Origin of the sequence: Oceanobacillus sp. FSL W7-1293 (assembly GCF_037969815.1) — a bacterium.
Taxonomy (GTDB): Bacteria; Bacillota; Bacilli; order Bacillales; family Amphibacillaceae; genus Oceanobacillus; species Oceanobacillus oncorhynchi.
Map to the genome: position 1 here is coordinate 3175253 of NZ_CP150212.1, position 16592 is coordinate 3191844.

The window sequence follows — 16592 nt, forward strand, 5'->3', positions numbered from 1 at the left end:
AAAAAAGCTCCCTGCAAAGGTTGCAGAGAGCTAGACGAATACCCTATAAGCATTCGCTATTCTGAACAACCTTTCAAATCTCTCTGGATCTGATTAAAAGTTATCATGTATTCTTTTCATAAATAGAAACAAGGTCTACTTGATCTTTTTCACTTAACTGAACAACAACAATTTCTTGTTCAGAAGTAGGTATGTTCTTGCCTACATAGTCAGCCCGAATAGGCAGCTCGCGGTGACCGCGGTCTACCAAAGCTCCAAGCTGAATCGTCGCCGGTCTGCCGACATCCATTACGGCATCCATTGCCGCACGGACAGTTCTTCCTGTATAAAGAACATCATCAATCAGAATGACCTGCTTGTTCGTTATGTCCATATCAATAGAAACTGAGTTAATTCGCGGTTCTTCGTGATGATCCTTTTTTTCCAAATCATCCCGGTACATGGTAATATCTAATTCGCCAAACGGAACTTCGATGTCTTCAATTTGCTTAATTTTTTCTTGAATGCTTTTCGCCAGCGGAACGCCTCTTGTTTTGATTCCAATTAAAACAAGGTTCTCTCCACCTTTGTTTTTTTCCAGAATCTCATGGGACATTCTGGTCAATGCTCTATTTATTGCTGCAGCATCCAGAATCTCTGTTTTTTTCTTCAAATTAGCCCGCTCCTTCCAAACTGCATAAAAAATGCCCTTTTCCTGCTGATGGAAAAGGGCATACGTGTACCGTAAGCAAACTTGCTGATCGCAGCCTTCCTAGCCTCACAGGACTATTGTTAAAGGTCTTTATTTGTTGTTACTTATTATGTCAGAATATGACGGGTCTGTCAATACATTTTGCGGATTTGGTCGAGCGCCTCCATGAAGACAGCAGGCGGTGCTGCTTTGAATTCCATCTGCTTCTCTGTTTTTGGATGGATAAAAGCAATTTGCTTCGCATGGAGAGCCTGTCCTTGGACATCTAACGATTTTCGCTGACCGTATTTTGGATCGCCTACAATCGGAAAGCCAATATATTGCATATGCACACGAATTTGATGTGTTCTGCCAGTCTCTAATTGGCATTCCACATGCGTATAGTCAGGGAAACGTTCGAGCACGCGAAAATGAGTAACCGCCTGTTTTCCATTTTCAACGATCCCCATTTTTTGACGGTCTTTCGGATCTCTGCCGATCGGCGCATCGATTAACCCGGTCTCATGGCCAATTTCTCCATGAACAATTGCTTCATACGTTCTTTTTAATGTCTTTTCCTGCAGCTGCTCTGATAGATACTGATGGGCGTAGTCATTCTTCGCAACAACTAAAAGTCCGCTCGTATCCATATCGAGACGGTGTACAATCCCGGGGCGCTCCACACCGTTAATTCCTGATAAATCAGTGCAATGATATAATAACGCATGGACCAATGTCCCGGTGTGATGACCTGCAGAAGGATGGACAACCATCCCTTTTGCTTTATTCACCACCAGCAGGTCCTCATCTTCATAAACAATATCTAAAGGAATATTTTCCGGCTCTAAAACAAGCGGTTTGGTTTCAGGTATTTCCCATGTAAGGCTTTCTCCGGTTTGGCATTTTTGATTTGCTTTCACTGCTTCTCCATTCAGCTTGACATTGCCTTCTTCTATCCAGCCCTGAATTTGAGAACGCGAATATTCATGCAGCACATCCGCCAGTATTTTATCCACTCTTTTTTTATGCTCTGTTTCTGTCACTGTATGCTGGTTTACTGTCATTTTTTCTCTTTCCCCCGCTTTCTCTCATCCAAAATAATTGCAATCATCACAATCACCACACCAATTGTAAGAGATGCATCTGCGACGTTGAATATCGGAAAATTATAATTAAAAATATAGAAGTTTGCAAAGTCTACTACTTCTTGATATAAAATACGGTCGATGAAATTCCCGACCGCCCCTCCAATCAATACACTGACCCCGACAGCAATCAGGCGGTCCTGTTTTCCATGTGTATGTAAAAAGTATATTAACCCGGCAATCACAATAACCGTAATAATGTAAAATAACGTCATTTGTCCTTCTAAAATACCCCATGCTGCTCCTGAATTCCGATGTGAGGTAATATAAAAGAAGTCCTCCACAATCGGGATGGATTCACCTATTTCCATTCGTGCAGCAACAAGCCATTTTGTCCATTGGTCTATCCCAATCAGGACAAGTGTAATCAGATAATATCTCCACATGTTCATTTCTCCAATCTAAAGCAAATCTGCGCCTTTTCAGGGTTCGTTTACCAAGCTTTCTTTATCTTATCCTTTCTGCTGGTAATTTTCAAGAAACAATACGGCTTTCCTTCTTTCTGACAGCTGCATCTATCGGTTCGTAAGCATATGAGCATATAAAAAATCCCCTCCGGCCGTTTTATAAACGGGCAGAGAGGGATTTTATCAGAAAATATATCATTTAAAATTGAAAATCAACCTTTGTATTCTCCTGTGATTCATAGCCTTTCATATAGTTAATTCGCCTTTGGGCGGCTGATTGGCTTACTTGTTCATCGGCGTGGTAGGAGGAGCGTACTAATGGTCCAGCTTCACAATGCGAGAAGCCTTTTTCAAGGGCAATATTTTTCAATTCTTCAAACTCATCGGGATGATAATACCTTTCCACATTCAAATGTTTTTTGGTTGGCTGTAAATATTGTCCGATGGTCACAATATCCACGTCATGCGCCCGCAGGTCATCCATTGCCTCGATAAGCTCTTCTTTTGTTTCGCCCAGACCTACCATTATACTTGATTTCACAGGAGTGTCGGGAGCAATTTCTTTAACTCGCTGCAGAAGCTGCAAGGACCGGTCATATCTTGCAATTGCCCGAACCCGTTTCGTTAAACGTCTCACCGTTTCAATATTATGATTGAAAATATCCGGTTCGCTGTCCATCAGTGTATGTAAGCTTTCATAGTCCCCTTTCATATCCGAAGGGAGAACTTCTATTGTACAGCCTGGATTCTGATGACGAACTGCACGGACTGTATTGGCAAAAACAGCCGCTCCTCCGTCCTCCAGGTCATCACGCGCAACCGCTGTTATAACGACATGCTTTAATCCCATAATTTCAACAGAGTCAGCAACCCGCTTTGGTTCTCCCAGATCAACTCCGCTTGGAAGACCAGTTTTGACGGCACAGAATCGGCAGCCCCGTGTACAGGTATCTCCTAAAATCATGAAAGTTGCCGTTTTTCGCTCGCTCCAGCATTCATAAATATTCGGACACTTTGCTTCCTCACAAACTGTGTTCAGCCGTTTATCCCGCATTAAGTTCTTTAATTTTTTGTATGATTCATTGGTGTTGATTTTTGTTTTCAGCCATTCTGGTTTACGAATATATTCTGATTGTTTAGCCAATGCCAGCACGCTCCTTGTTTGAGTTGATATTCCACGCTTCCGTTTCATACTTTGATTGTGCTAATTGCTCTACTTCATCCCACTCAGCTTTGGTTAATTGCAGAGGATGAAATTCTAAACCTAAACCTTTCTTGAACCCTTCTTTGAATGCATCCGCCAGTATATCATACCGATGCTCTCGACTCGTTAATTGATTAATCGTCACCGCTTTTTTAGAAAATGCAGCCCGGCTCCGTTCTCTTATTTTTTCGGAAGAGAATACAAATAAATCAAAAAGCATGTTTGTATCCATGCTCATAGGAATAGACCCATGCTGCATCAATACACCTTTTTTCCTTGTCTGTGCGTTTCCAGAAAGCTTTTTACCGTCAACAACCATTTCATAGAACGCAGGTTTTTCGAAGCATATTGCTGTTCTTCCTCTGGCACTTTCTCTGTCCAGCGTTGCATATTCTGCAGGAATCCCTAAATTGCGATATCCTTCAAATATTCCTTCTGCCAGTACATGATAGGCCTCTTGTACAGATACAGGAATATCTGGATCACTCTCTGTAATAACCAGGCTATACGTTAATTCATCGTCATGAAGCACGGCACTGCCGCCGGTCAAACGACGGACGAACTGACACTGATGCCGTTCTACCGCTTCCAGATCAATTTTCTTATCGACTTTTTGAAAGTAGCCAATCGATAAACTGGGCTTTTCCCAGCCATAGAAACGTAATGTCGGCGGAATTTTACCTTCTTGATGCCAATTGATCAAGCACTCATCAAAAGCCATATTCCATGCAGCATCTCGAAAGCCTGTATCGATAAACGCCCACTGTTTTTTCAATATCGTCACCTCCAATGAAAGAATTTCTTGTTGCAGGAGCTGTTCCCTGTTATGCCAAGCTTCTTAGCGGCCCTTCTTGATCATCAAGCTTAAAAGATACAAGCGAAATGGGGAATAGATTCAATAAAAAAAAGACCCCATTCCACAGAATGCAGCCTTTGATAGATTTATTGATAAATAGATAAATTATCCAATTCCTTATCGACTGCACATTCCCCACGCTAGGATTATCTAGTTCGGGTGCCAAGGGTCAATACAGAATGTCTTTCTCAGCTTAACAGCTCCCCCAGTGCATAATACTTATTCAGTTTACAAATTAAGTCTACTGGTAATTTTTATAATTGTAAAGAAAAATACAATAATTAGCGTTTACAATTTTTTTTGCAGATATGTAAAAACAGGAGCCAGCTTTCTCAAAAAGCTGGCTCCTGTTTTTTAATTCTCATAATTTTCTTTGACAACACTGGCACATCTCGCACATAATGTTGGATGATTTTTGTCTTCGCCTACTGTTTCTGAAACAACCCAGCAGCGTTCACATGTTTCACCTGGATGTTTTTCAACGGCAACCTCAACATAATCATATGCTTTACCTGTTCCTTTTTCATCTGCAATAACTGTTTCTGAAACAATAAAGTATTGATGCAGATGCGTAATATTTTCAAGCACCTGCTTCGTTTCTTCATCAAGCGGTACGATTGTAATTTTAGCTTCCAATGATTTCCCGATAACCTTTTCGCTTCTTGCTTCTTCGAGTGCTTTCAGAACATCATCTCTTACTTCCATAAAATGATCCCATTTTCCGACAATGTCTTTTGCCCCTGCAACCTCCCGCGGCTCAGGAATATCTGTTAAGTGAACTGTTTCTTCCTCCACTCCAGGGATATATTCCCAAACTTCTTCGGTTGTGTGCGGAATTATTGGAGCAAGCAATTTCACAAGTGTTGTTAAAATTTCATAGTAGCCTGTTTGAAGACTGCGACGGCGCGGATGGTCTGCAGCTTCAATATACAGGATATCCTTCGCAAAATCTAAATAGAAGGAACTTAAATCAACAGCACAGAAATTATGGACCTGGCTGATTACTGGTGCAAATTCAAAGTGCTCATAATTATCACGTGCATTATTTAAGATTTGCTGCAGACGATAAAGCATATAACGGTCTACTTCCTGCAATTCTTCATCGTTCACGCGATCTTTGCTAGGATCAAAATCAGCAAGGTTCGCCAGTAAGAAACGGAAGGTGTTCCGGATTTTACGGTAGCTTTCCGAAGTCTGTTTTAAAATAGCATCCGAGATACGCACATCTGCCTGATAATCCACGCTGGAAACCCACAGACGCAAAATATCGGCACCTAATTGTTTTTGTACTTTGGACGGATCAACCGTATTTCCTAATGATTTACTCATCTTGCGTCCATTTCCATCCAGCGCAAACCCATGGCTGATAATATTTTTAAATGGCGCTTTGCCTGTTACAGCAACAGATGTAGATAATGAAGAGTTAAACCAGCCGCGATACTGGTCACTTCCTTCTAAATACACATCAGCCGGACGATCAAGTTCTTCCCGGTTCATCAACACCCCTTCGTGTGAGGAGCCTGAATCGAACCAAACATCCATAATATCGACTTCTTTAGTAAACTTGCCATTAGGGCTATGCTCTGAAGTAAATCCATCCGGCAATAAATCCTTCGCTTCTCTTTCGAACCATACATTGGACCCATGTTCACGGAAAAGTTCGGATACATGCGAAATCGTTTCATCCGTAATGATGGCTGTGCCGTCTTCTCCATAAAATACTGGAATCGGAACTCCCCAGGCACGCTGTCTGGAAATACACCAATCTTCACGATCTCTCACCATATTATAAAGTCTTGTTTCTCCCCAATGCGGATACCAATGCACTTTTTTAATTTCATCAAGAATATCCTGACGGAAATCTTTAATGGATGCAAACCACTGTGACGTTGCACGGAAAATCGTCGGTTTCTTTGTTCTCCAGTCATGCGGATAAGAGTGAGTGATAAATTCTAATTTTAATAAGGCTCCATTCTCATCCAATTGTTCTGTGATGACCTTATTTGCTGCATCGTAGAATAAACCTTCAAAACCTGGCGCTTCACTTGTAAAGACACCCTTTTCATCCACCGGGCAGAATGCATCGATACCATATCTGCGGCAAACATAGAAGTCATCTTCCCCGTGGCCTGGAGCTGTATGAACACATCCAGTCCCCGCATCAGTTGTAACATGTTCTCCAAGCATAACAAGGGATTTACGATCATAAAATGGATGCTGTGCTTCTACACGATCTGCTTCCTGTCCTTTGAATTTCTTTACAACTGTTACATCTTCCCAGCCTAATACTTCTTTCACATCTTCTAATAAAGCTTCTGCAATGACATATTTATCATCATTTACTTGTGCTACCACATAGCTTAAATCAGGATGTAAGCTGATTCCTAAGTTCGCTGGAAGCGTCCAAGGAGTTGTCGTCCAGATAATAATTTTCTCGCCGCCGTCAAGCACTTCTTTTCCATCCGTTACTTCAAAGGAAACATAGATAGATGGAGAGCGTTTATCTTGATATTCGATTTCTGCTTCTGCAAGGGCAGATTCAGAAGACGGAGACCAATATACCGGCTTAAGTCCTTTATAAATATAGCCTTTTCGTGCCATTTCTCCAAACACCTTAATTTGAGAAGCTTCATAATCCTTCGTTAAGGTGATATATGGATTATCCCAATCACCGCGCACACCTAATTTTTTAAATTGTGTACGCTGGCTGTCAATTTGTCCAAGTGCATATTCTTCACAAAGCTTGCGGAATTCTGCAACAGACATTTCTTTCCGTTTTACTTTCTTTTTCGCTAATGCTGTTTCAATCGGCAACCCGTGTGTATCCCAGCCTGGAACATATGGTGCATAATAGCCTGTCATGGACTTATAACGGACAATAAAATCCTTTAAGATTTTATTCAGTGCATGACCGATATGGATATCTCCATTCGCATAAGGCGGTCCATCATGTAAAATAAATAACGGTCTGTCCTTAGTACGCTCTAAGTTTTTTTGATATTGTTCACTTTCTTCCCATTTCTGTTGGCGCTCCGGCTCTTTATTTGGAAGATTTCCACGCATTGGAAAAGCTGTTTTCGGCATCAATAATGTTTGTTTATATTCCAAGATATTCCCTCCTGTTATTTTCATGACACATCGTAAATTAAATTTTTATATACAAAAAGAGTCCTCTAATCCCTAAAGGGACGAGAAGACTCGCGGTACCACCCTTATAAATTTAATGCCCGGCATTAAATTCACTCGAAATCCGTAACGTGGACAGCCGGCTATTACTACATTATTTTCATAATAGCTACTCCAGAGTGATTTTCTAAAAGACTTCTGTATCAGGCTTCCACCGCCCCTGACTCGCTTACACAGAGTCATCTTCTATACTTTCTCTTTCATTGTATAACGATAGTGATTATGAAATTTTTAGCATAAATTAAATGTCAAAAAACATGATACTTGTATGAATTATATGTAATATACAAGCCTAAGTCAAGCCTTTAAGATTCATGCTCCATCAATTCTAAATCTTCATCCACTTCAGTATCAAATAATTCTTCCCAATCATCTGTACCGAGCATTTCTAATTGAGCCTGCACAAGCATGCGCATTCTTGAGCGGAATACTTTTGCCTGCTTTTTCAATTCTTCCACATCAAGGGATATTTTACGCGCTTTACTTAATGCTTCATTGACAATACGGTCAGCATTTTTTTCTGCTTCTTTCATAATTAATTTTGCTTCTTTTTGCGCACTGCCTTTGATATCTTCTGCCGTTTCCTGAGCAACCAGAATAGATTTATTTAATGTTTCTTCAATGTTCGTAAAGTGTCCTAATCGTTCCTGAAGCTCTTTCGCTTTTTGATCCAGTTCATCTCTTTCACGTATAACAATTTCATAATCCTTCATCACTTGATCAAGAAATTTATTTACTTCATCCACGTCATAGCCTTTCCATCCTCTTGCAAACTCTTTATTATGAATATCTAATGGTGATAGTGCCACCATCTCCACCTCCCTAATCGGTGCTTGCTTGAGCTTCCGATTTCTCTCTTTATTATTCAATAATTCCAGCTAAATTTCCAGCATTTATTGCAAAATTGCCGCTGTCATTTTAATTTTATCTTTCCTGGTTCTCCCGCGTATCGCTGTAATTTTACTTCTGCCTTTTCCACGTACAGAGAGCATGTCCCCTTCTTGTAATTGGAATTTCACATCATCTACTACCCGGTAATTTACCTTTACGAGCAATTTTTGAATCAAAGCAGCAGCGTCTTTTCGGGAGACACCATATATTTCTTTAACAACTGTATCTAAACGCAGGGAAGAAATGGTTTTATCATATTCTTTCCAGGCTTTTTTTTCTGTAATCAGCGACGTGAGCGGCTGTTCTTTGAAAGATATACGAGATTTCTTAATAGATGTTAAATTCATCTTGATAAAAGGGACGACCTCTCCCGCTGCAAGTAAATGAATTTTCCCATCTGCTGCTGTAATATCTCCTAATTTTTTTCGCTTCACACCCTGTGATAAAAAAGCACCCATTACATCCCGATGCTCCAGGCTTACAAATTTCTCCGGGTAAGATGCCTCCAGGAGCTCCACTTGAAACATATCTTCTGTAATGCTTTCATAAATAGGAGCAATCACCATTCTTTTTCGTTCGCTGTACTCGGATCCGCCAAAGGCAGCGGCCTGAAGCTCGTCATGATTAGTCCCTAACAGCATCTGCACGATTTCTTGTTCGCGCGGATCCAAAAAATCAGTCAATTTGGGAATATACGATCGCTCCACCTGGTCTTTCCATGAAAGAACCTGATCAATAAATGGCTGTTCTTCTTTTCGAAAATGCTGATAAACTTCCATGGTCATTCCTTTCTTTCAAGCCTAAAGCATCATTGCAAACTGGATAAATCCCATTCTTGCAAAATGCAATAATAATATCGCAACAATTGGAGAAAAATCAATCATACCAAGCGGCGGAATAAATTTACGAAAAATTTCTAAATAGGGCTCACAAATTTTTCCGAGTAATTCTCCAAATTGAGATTCTCTGGCTCCAGGGAACCAGGACATAAAAATATACACGATTAGTGCAAAGCTATAAATGTTTAAACCAAAGCTTATTAGTGAAACGATTTGTGCCAACATCTCCTGCTACCATCCTTTATCATAATCTTCCTGCTCATATAACATTTCAGAAATACTGCCGGATACTTCTACATTATCCGGCGTACACAGGAATGTTTCTGATCCTAATTTTTGAATATCTCCTTTTACGGCATAAACCGTTCCGCTCAGAAAATCAACGATCCTCTTTGCCTGCTGACGATCCACACGCTGCAGATTAATGATAACAGCTCGTCTGTTAACAATATTATCTGCGATGTCCTGAGCTTCATTATAATTTCTCGGCTCAGCTAAAACAACCTTTGAATTCGTATTTTGTATACTGGAAAGGTTCACAACATTTTTGCTTCCTGCTGTTTTTTCCTGAACCTGGGGTATTTCTTCTTTTTGTTCTTCCTCGGCATATTCATACTCGTATTCATCGTCCATCGTGAAATAATTTTTAAGCTTCTTTTTAAAGCTCATTTACTGCACCTCACTTTATATTTCGCTGCCGACCAGTTTGGTACCTATCCGAATATGTGTTGCACCTTCTTCTACAGCAATTTCATAATCATTGCTCATTCCCATAGACAGGTATTCACATGGTGCATAATCTAAGCCAAGCCCCTTTATACGGTCTCTCAGCAAACGCAATTTTCTAAACAGCGGCCGGGTTTCTTCCGGATTATCGACATGCGGAGCCATCGTCATTAAACCTGCCACCTGTATATGCTCAAATACCGCTAAATCTTTTATAAACGATTCAACTTCTCCTTCATCTAATCCGTGTTTCGATTCTTCTCCGCTCACATTGACTTGAACAAAGCAGGGCACCGTTTTTTCTGCCCGCTTATTAATCTCTTTCGCCAAAGATTTTCTGTCTAGTGAATGAATATAATCAATATGATGTATCATATCTTTTACTTTTCTGGATTGCAGGGAGCCAATGAAATGCCAAGTGGCACTGTCCCTGATCTCTTCAAATTTCGCTAAAAATCCTTCATTTCTATTTTCACCCAGATGAACTATCCCGGCAGATAATGCTTCTTTAGCTCGTTCTATTGTAACATATTTCGTCACTGCGATAATATTAATATCTTCTTTATTTCTGCCTGCTCTCCTTGCAGCCTGCTCGATATCTGCTTGAATTTCCATTAGATTTTCTTTTACTGCAACCATTCTTATCCTCCATTACTTCTTCTGTTTCTCAAATCCGATAAACGCGAGCATTCTTCCTGTTTTTCCATTATCGCGCCGATGAGAAAAGAATAGCCTCTCATCTTGTAATGTACAATATTTTGTTACCTCTATATTATGACGAAAGACGCCAGATTGTACAAGGATATCGACATTAAGCTCTTTTAAATCGATGAAATATTGATTTGGCGATATTTCTTTCGTAAATTTTTGTTTCTGTTCACCAGTTAGATGTGATAAAACAACATCGTCAACAACGTAGTTTTCTTTGGAAATACTCGGGCCTATCACAACTTTCAGATTCTCTATAGAGGCACCGGCTTCTTTCAATTTCTGTACCATTTCCCGGGCGATCTGACCGACTGTTCCTTTCCAGCCGGCGTGAGCAATACCCGCTATTCTTGTGGTCGGGTCTGCAAAAAATAATGGAACACAGTCTGCGAAAAAAGCCGTGCCGAGGAGAGAATCCGCCTCATTGATAATTAATCCATCGACGCCGGATATACCGGAATCAAAGGAAATACTGCCCTTTCCCGCATCTTCTTCCCCTGTAAAATGGATGCTTGTTCCATGTACTTGTTCACCGCAAACCCAGCGGTTCAGGGGAATATTTAATTCCTTGCTCAGAATCCGCCGATTTTCCAGCACCTTATTCTCGTCGTCCAATACATGGAGCCCCATATTTAATTGCTTATAAGCCCCCTTACTTACACCGCCATTTTTTGTTGTAAAGCCTGCTACCAGACCTGGAATTTCTTCCTCCAATGAAGATAAATGAAGTCTTGTCTCACTTTTAAGCTGAAATGGCTCCATGTTTTTCCCTCTTTTCCCTATAATTTCTCCTATTGAACATTATCTTAAATTCAAATTTGTGTCTTATTTTAACACATTATATCGATAATTTCTTCTTAATCTTCGGTATAAAGATCCGGCCCTTTTACTTTCTCGACTAAAATAACATCTTCCCCAATCCGAACAATTTTTTCCCAGGCGATAAAAAGCTCGCCTGATTTAGCAAACATACCTGATTTTTTTCCTTTGGCTTCCGCAATGATGGCAATGATTCTTCCAGTTCTGCCGTCTATCTCTAAATCAATGATATGTCCCAGCCTTGTTCCATCATCCATGACAATCAATTCTTTTATTTGCAGTTCAGATAGTTTCACCATGACAGCTCCCTCCTCTTCCTATCCTATGCATTGGAACATGCTTTTTTTCATGAAAAATTAAACAGATCTTCACTTCGTGAGTCTGTAATTATCAATATTGTCAGGTTAATGCGGCTGCTGCGATGGATTATAGCGGGGTGAATAAAGAGTGGTTGATGGAGTGATTCGTTGTTAAAAAAGTTATTATTGCATACAAAAAGCCTTACCGGTTAAGGCAAGGCTTTTTGTTTATTCAAACATTTGCTTATTCATCTGGTGGATAGCCCCTTTTTCAAGCCTGGACACTTGTGCTTGGGATATACCAATCTCATCCGCCACTTCCATTTGTGTTTTCCCTTGAAAAAAGCGTTTATTTAATATCATCTTTTCTCTAGCATTCAATCTGTGCATTCCTTCTTTTAGTGATAGCTTATCAACCCATGAGGAATCTTTATCTTTTTCATCGCTCAGCTGATCCATGACAAAAATCGGATCGCCGCCATCATTGTAAATCGGCTCAAAAAGCGATACGGGATCTTGGATGGCATCCAGAGCAAAAACAATATCAGCCTGCTCCACTCCCATTTCCTTGGCGATTTCTGCTGGAGATGGATCCTTCGATGTTTTACTGATCAATTGTTCTCTGACTTGCAGAGCACGGTAAGCAATATCACGTAAAGACCTGGATACACGAATTGGATTATTATCCCGCAAGTACCTTCTGATCTCACCAATGATCATCGGAACAGCATAGGTAGAAAAACGTACGTTATGGGACAAATCAAAATTATCGATTGATTTCATTAAACCAATGCAGCCGACCTGAAATAAATCATCGACATATTCTCCCCGGTTGTTAAAACGCTGAATAACACTAAGAACAAGGCGTAAATTGCCGTTTACCAATTCTTCCCGGGCAATAATATCATTTTCTTCTTGCAGCCGGATAAATAGTTTTTTCATTTCTTCGTTTTTAAGTACTGGAAGTTTGGATGTATCAACCCCGCATATTTCAACTTTATGTCTTGCCATTCCCGAAAACCTCCCCAATCTTAGATGCTGTTCAAGGACAGTATCTCCCCGGGAAATTTTTTTATGCAGGAAAATCATGTAAATAAAGTCGACCTATGCGGCAAAACAATTGATATATCAAGTCAAACCATTTTGTTAAATTCTTTTTTCAACCGACGTATAATTTTCTTCTCTAAACGGGAAATATAAGACTGGGAAATTCCAAGCATATCTGCTACATCTTTCTGCGTTTTTTCATCATCGCCAATCAATCCAAAGCGCAGTTCCATGATCTGTTTTTCACGTGCATTTAATTTGCCTAAAGCTGATTTTAACAATGATTTATCTACATTTGATTCAATACTTTTTGTAATAATATCTTCTTCTGTTCCTAATACATCCGACAATAAAAGCTCATTGCCGTCCCAATCAATATTTAAGGGTTCATCGAAGGAAACCTCTGTCTTTAATTTATTTGTTCTGCGCAGATACATTAAGATTTCATTTTCAATACAGCGGGAGGCATAGGTTGCCAGTTTAATCTTTTTTTCCGGATTAAACGTATTTACCGCCTTAATCAGCCCAATTGTACCAATACTAATCAGGTCTTCGATATTAATACCCGTGTTTTCAAATTTTCTGGCAATATAAACAACTAATCTCAAATTTCTTTCAATCAGCATCGACCTTGCCGCTTTATCTCCTTCGGGCAATTTTTTAAGCAATTCCTGTTCTTCTTGCTTTGTTAGCGGCGGGGGCAAAGCCTCACTTCCGCCTATATAATAGATTTCCTTTGGTTTTATTCCGATTTTTTTAAGAAATTGATACCAGCGTAATTTAAATTTGAATTTCCAATTAGCCACTTAACGCACTCTCCTTTATGCAGATTGTATAATAGATTGCTTAATGATGAGGGGATGCAGCAAACAATGATATTGCCCGTCCCTTTCCAATACTCCAAATTGAATTCCAATGAATACATTTACTGCCTGAAGAATTTCGTTATTATAAAAAATTGTCAGTTCCTCAGCCCGAATAGCAAGCATGAAAGAATGTGTTCCATCTACTCCCTGATAAGGAATCAAATGCAGCTTATCTTCCCATTTCTTTGGCAGCCGGCTGAAGTCTAAATGCTCTTTCACATTTTTCAGCTCTTCCCACTCTTCATCATCGAACCATTGCTTTAAAAACGGCTGATCACAAATGACGACAGGTTGTTTGGTTAACGGATCAACAAGCTGATTTCCGCTGTCGATATAACCAATGGATTCAAAAGACTGATGATTCATTGTTAAGATTACCTTGTACATTTCGTCATATTTCACTTGTTCTCCAACGTGCTCGTCCATTCGTCTCTTTGTAAAATACCAAATAATCGGGAAGCAGGTTATAACAAATATCCAGCTGACAGGATCACCATAGCCTTGGTTGAAGGTGATTATCCCTTCCAAGGAAACAGTCACCGGACGCTGCAGGAAAAAATGCATCGCCATTAACCCGCCCCCAATGGCAAAGGATACAAAATAAAAGAGGAAGATCAGCTTAATAAAGCGATACAGACTCTTAAATCCAAATGTGCTGAAAATAATAATACAAGAGTAGAGCAATTTCCCGACTACATGATTAAAAAACGAATTTGGATACAAAATCGTCAGCGGAACAATGCATGACGCAATAAATGCCCCAAGAAACAAGCGCCTTCTTTTCACTGGTTTCCGGACAAGTATTTGTACGAGCATCAGCAGCATTAAATCTACCATAAAATTTAATGCCCAAATAACGTCTAAGTAAATAGACACTCTCTGTTGCACCCCCTAAATTGCTGCTAATCAGAAGAAGCTGTTATCTTCTGCGTACGTTGCTGATCATGAAATTCATAGAAAGGAAGTAATATATGATGAAAAGTATAGACAATTGAAAGAGAAAAGTCTGTCAATTCTTGTGTGCAAAATTAAGCTATTTAACACTTATTCTTAGAAATAATGTCTAACGATTTTTGGAATAAAAAAGAGGGGCAAGGAAACTTTACTTTCTTTCCTTTTAGATAAACAAAGGACACCACTTGATTTTGAAACATCGGTGTTCTTGCCAAGGAGATGTCCGCTCCGGGAAGTCGCTTTCCGCGGGCAACGTTCAGCCGCACGGTAAGAAAACCGCTTCCTGCTCAGGTCTACCTGTTGCTTTTCCCGCAGGAGTCGACTTCCCTCCGCTCCCATCTAAGTGGAATTATGTTTTAATTGCTTTTTTACAAGGAAATAACGCAAATTCTAGCGACGGTTTTGATGGGACGAGTAATCGCAATGGTTTTCGGTGGGGCGAGTAACCGCAGTCCCAGTCCCAGTGGGAAGACCCCGCGGGTAGAAAAAAAGCGAACTTCTTTTTTTCTGCGGGGCATAAGTGCAACTTTAGCTCTGTCTACGCCTGTCGGCTTGCCAATCGCTAAGTCTTCTTTAAAGGAGATGAGCTCGGGTCGGGGCCCGCGGAAAGCGGAGTGTATTTCTGTGGCCTAAGATTACTCGCCCCATGAAACCCGTTAGAGCGGCTATATTCAGCATTTTTTATATATTTTCTTACTCTTTAAACAAAAAAATACTGTGCTAAAAGAGTTCTCTTAGCACAGTATTTTTTCTTTTTATCGATTACGATTACGATTTCTTAAGAAAGTCGGGATATCTAATTCATCTTCCTCGGGACGAGGTTTAGAAGGTGATGGATTGGATGATTCTCTTTCCCTGACAGGAGTCGATTCACTTGTTTGCTGTGTAGCTGCCTGCTGTGTTTGTCCTATATTTGGACGTTGTTGTTTTTGACGCGTATCTGCTTTTGGTTGTGCATTTTCATCAAAACCTGTAGCAATGACAGTTACAACAATTTCATCATTAAGGTTCTCATTAATTACAGAACCAAAGATAACATTTACTTCTTGGTCCGCTGCAGAAGTAACTAAGTCAGCTGCTTCCTGCACTTCATACAAGCTCAGGTTTGTACCGCCTGTGATATTCATTAAAATACCATGCGCTCCATCGATAGAAGTCTCCAGCAACGGGGAAGAAATTGCTTTTTTAGCAGCTTCTGTTGCTCTTGTTTCGCCAGTTGCGATACCAATACCCATTAAAGCAGAACCTTTATCATACATAATCGTTTTCACGTCAGCGAAGTCAACGTTAATAAGACCTGGCTTCGCAATCAAATCGGATATGCCTTGTACACCTTGACGAAGCACATTATCCGCTTCACGGAATGCTTCAAGCATTGGTGTATTTTTATCCACAATTTCAAGCAGCCGATCGTTTGGAATAACGATTAATGTATCCACGCTTCCTTTCAGCGTATCGATACCAGAAATTGCCTGTGTTGATCTTCTTCTTCCTTCAAAAGAAAAAGGACGAGTAACGACACCAACTGTCAGCGCTCCTAAATCTTTAGCTACCTGTGCAATGACCGGAGCTGCTCCAGTTCCTGTACCGCCGCCCATTCCAGCAGTAACAAAAACCATATCAGCACCTTTTAACACTTCTTCTAACTGCTCTTTACTTTCTTCTGCTGCTTTTTTCCCTACTTCCGGGTTAGCGCCGGCTCCAAGACCACGGGTTAATTTCCCGCCGATTTGTATCTTGGATTCAGCCATCGAAAGATTTAAAGCTTGAGAATCTGTGTTTACTGCGATAAATTCGACACCTTCTACGCCATGCTCAATCATACGGTTAACAGCATTGTTACCGCCGCCGCCAACTCCAATAACTTTTATCGTTGCTAATTCTTCCATGTTTGTATCAAAATCTAACATATTATGGTTTCCTCCTAGTCTACTAATTACGAACAATTCCTCATTTCAACTTCTGTTAAAAGAAA

General features: G+C 40.2%; 17 protein-coding genes, 1 riboswitch and 1 other annotated feature. All 17 genes read right to left on the reverse strand.

Going from position 1 to position 16592, the window contains the following annotated elements; genetic code table 11:
• Window positions 1-103: 103 nt before the first annotated feature.
• Window positions 104-652, reverse strand: coding sequence for a bifunctional pyr operon transcriptional regulator/uracil phosphoribosyltransferase PyrR (gene pyrR, locus MKY65_RS15585; RefSeq protein WP_339178356.1), 549 nt, complete (start codon window positions 650-652; stop codon window positions 104-106).
• 170 nt (window positions 653-822) lie between these two features.
• On the reverse strand, window positions 823-1734 hold the full coding sequence (locus tag MKY65_RS15590; RefSeq protein WP_339178358.1) for an RluA family pseudouridine synthase: 912 nt from the start codon (window positions 1732-1734) through the stop codon (window positions 823-825).
• A complete protein-coding gene (gene lspA, locus MKY65_RS15595) occupies window positions 1731-2201 on the reverse strand; it encodes a signal peptidase II (RefSeq protein WP_042535158.1) in 471 nt (156 codons plus the stop codon). Before lspA ends, MKY65_RS15590 begins: the two co-directional genes overlap by 4 nt.
• Before the next feature lie 220 nt (window positions 2202-2421).
• Window positions 2422-3366, reverse strand: coding sequence for a lipoyl synthase (gene lipA / locus MKY65_RS15600; RefSeq protein ID WP_339178359.1), 945 nt, complete (start codon window positions 3364-3366; stop codon window positions 2422-2424).
• Window positions 3359-4201: a lipoate--protein ligase family protein gene (locus MKY65_RS15605; RefSeq protein ID WP_339178362.1), complete on the reverse strand. Its 843-nt coding sequence runs from the start codon at window positions 4199-4201 to the stop codon at window positions 3359-3361. The genes lipA and MKY65_RS15605 overlap by 8 nt, the downstream gene beginning before the upstream one ends.
• 195 nt (window positions 4202-4396) lie before the next feature.
• Window positions 4397-4499, reverse strand: a riboswitch (TPP riboswitch).
• A 137-nt stretch (window positions 4500-4636) separates the two neighbouring features.
• Window positions 4637-7390 (reverse strand): isoleucine--tRNA ligase, encoded by a 2754-nt coding sequence (gene ileS / locus MKY65_RS15610; RefSeq protein ID WP_339178365.1) that lies wholly within the window; start codon window positions 7388-7390, stop codon window positions 4637-4639.
• Between the two features lie 73 nt (window positions 7391-7463).
• Window positions 7464-7681 (reverse strand) — a binding site (T-box leader).
• A 92-nt stretch (window positions 7682-7773) separates the two neighbouring features.
• On the reverse strand, window positions 7774-8277 hold the full coding sequence (locus MKY65_RS15615; protein WP_339185271.1) for a DivIVA domain-containing protein: 504 nt from the start codon (window positions 8275-8277) through the stop codon (window positions 7774-7776).
• Between the two features lie 84 nt (window positions 8278-8361).
• Window positions 8362-9138: a YlmH/Sll1252 family protein gene (locus MKY65_RS15620; RefSeq protein WP_339178368.1), complete on the reverse strand. Its 777-nt coding sequence runs from the start codon at window positions 9136-9138 to the stop codon at window positions 8362-8364.
• Between the two features lie 21 nt (window positions 9139-9159).
• Window positions 9160-9423 (reverse strand): YggT family protein, encoded by a 264-nt coding sequence (locus MKY65_RS15625; protein WP_042535165.1) that lies wholly within the window; start codon window positions 9421-9423, stop codon window positions 9160-9162.
• A 6-nt stretch (window positions 9424-9429) separates the two neighbouring features.
• Window positions 9430-9867 carry a cell division protein SepF gene (locus MKY65_RS15630; RefSeq protein ID WP_042535167.1) on the reverse strand — a complete coding sequence of 146 codons (438 nt, stop codon included), beginning with the start codon at window positions 9865-9867 and terminating at the stop codon, window positions 9430-9432.
• Window positions 9868-9882: 15 nt separating this feature from the next.
• Window positions 9883-10563 carry a YggS family pyridoxal phosphate-dependent enzyme gene (locus tag MKY65_RS15635; protein WP_339178372.1) on the reverse strand — a complete coding sequence of 227 codons (681 nt, stop codon included), beginning with the start codon at window positions 10561-10563 and terminating at the stop codon, window positions 9883-9885.
• Between the two features lie 12 nt (window positions 10564-10575).
• Window positions 10576-11394 carry a peptidoglycan editing factor PgeF gene (gene pgeF, locus MKY65_RS15640; protein ID WP_339178375.1) on the reverse strand — a complete coding sequence of 273 codons (819 nt, stop codon included), beginning with the start codon at window positions 11392-11394 and terminating at the stop codon, window positions 10576-10578.
• Window positions 11395-11489: 95 nt separating this feature from the next.
• On the reverse strand, window positions 11490-11750 hold the full coding sequence (locus tag MKY65_RS15645; RefSeq protein WP_339178377.1) for a YlmC/YmxH family sporulation protein: 261 nt from the start codon (window positions 11748-11750) through the stop codon (window positions 11490-11492).
• A 228-nt stretch (window positions 11751-11978) separates the two neighbouring features.
• Window positions 11979-12761, reverse strand: a complete 783-nt coding sequence (gene sigG / locus MKY65_RS15650) for an RNA polymerase sporulation sigma factor SigG (RefSeq protein ID WP_042535173.1) — start codon at window positions 12759-12761, stop codon at window positions 11979-11981.
• A gap of 122 nt (window positions 12762-12883) precedes the next feature.
• Complete coding sequence (sigE, locus tag MKY65_RS15655; protein ID WP_193063322.1) at window positions 12884-13603, reverse strand: RNA polymerase sporulation sigma factor SigE; 720 nt, start codon at window positions 13601-13603, stop codon at window positions 12884-12886.
• A gap of 15 nt (window positions 13604-13618) precedes the next feature.
• On the reverse strand, window positions 13619-14539 hold the full coding sequence (spoIIGA, locus tag MKY65_RS15660) for a sigma-E processing peptidase SpoIIGA (protein ID WP_339178383.1): 921 nt from the start codon (window positions 14537-14539) through the stop codon (window positions 13619-13621).
• Window positions 14540-15372: 833 nt separating this feature from the next.
• Window positions 15373-16527, reverse strand: coding sequence for a cell division protein FtsZ (ftsZ, locus tag MKY65_RS15665; RefSeq protein WP_339178386.1), 1155 nt, complete (start codon window positions 16525-16527; stop codon window positions 15373-15375).
• Between the last annotated feature and the right edge of the window lie 65 nt (window positions 16528-16592).

Coding starts and splice junctions, on each gene's coding strand:
- MKY65_RS15590 (WP_339178358.1), bottom strand. CDS start 1,734: ATGACAGTAAACCAGCATACAGTGACAGAAACAGAGCATAAAAAAAGA.
- lspA (WP_042535158.1), bottom strand. CDS start 2,201: ATGTGGAGATATTATCTGATTACACTTGTCCTGATTGGGATAGACCAA.
- MKY65_RS15620 (WP_339178368.1), bottom strand. CDS start 9,138: ATGGAAGTTTATCAGCATTTTCGAAAAGAAGAACAGCCATTTATTGAT.
- MKY65_RS15625 (WP_042535165.1), bottom strand. CDS start 9,423: ATGTTGGCACAAATCGTTTCACTAATAAGCTTTGGTTTAAACATTTAT.
- MKY65_RS15630 (WP_042535167.1), bottom strand. CDS start 9,867: ATGAGCTTTAAAAAGAAGCTTAAAAATTATTTCACGATGGACGATGAA.
- MKY65_RS15635 (WP_339178372.1), bottom strand. CDS start 10,563: ATGGTTGCAGTAAAAGAAAATCTAATGGAAATTCAAGCAGATATCGAG.
- pgeF (WP_339178375.1), bottom strand. CDS start 11,394: ATGGAGCCATTTCAGCTTAAAAGTGAGACAAGACTTCATTTATCTTCA.
- MKY65_RS15645 (WP_339178377.1), bottom strand. CDS start 11,750: ATGGTGAAACTATCTGAACTGCAAATAAAAGAATTGATTGTCATGGAT.
- sigG (WP_042535173.1), bottom strand. CDS start 12,761: ATGGCAAGACATAAAGTTGAAATATGCGGGGTTGATACATCCAAACTT.
- ftsZ (WP_339178386.1), bottom strand. CDS start 16,527: ATGTTAGATTTTGATACAAACATGGAAGAATTAGCAACGATAAAAGTT.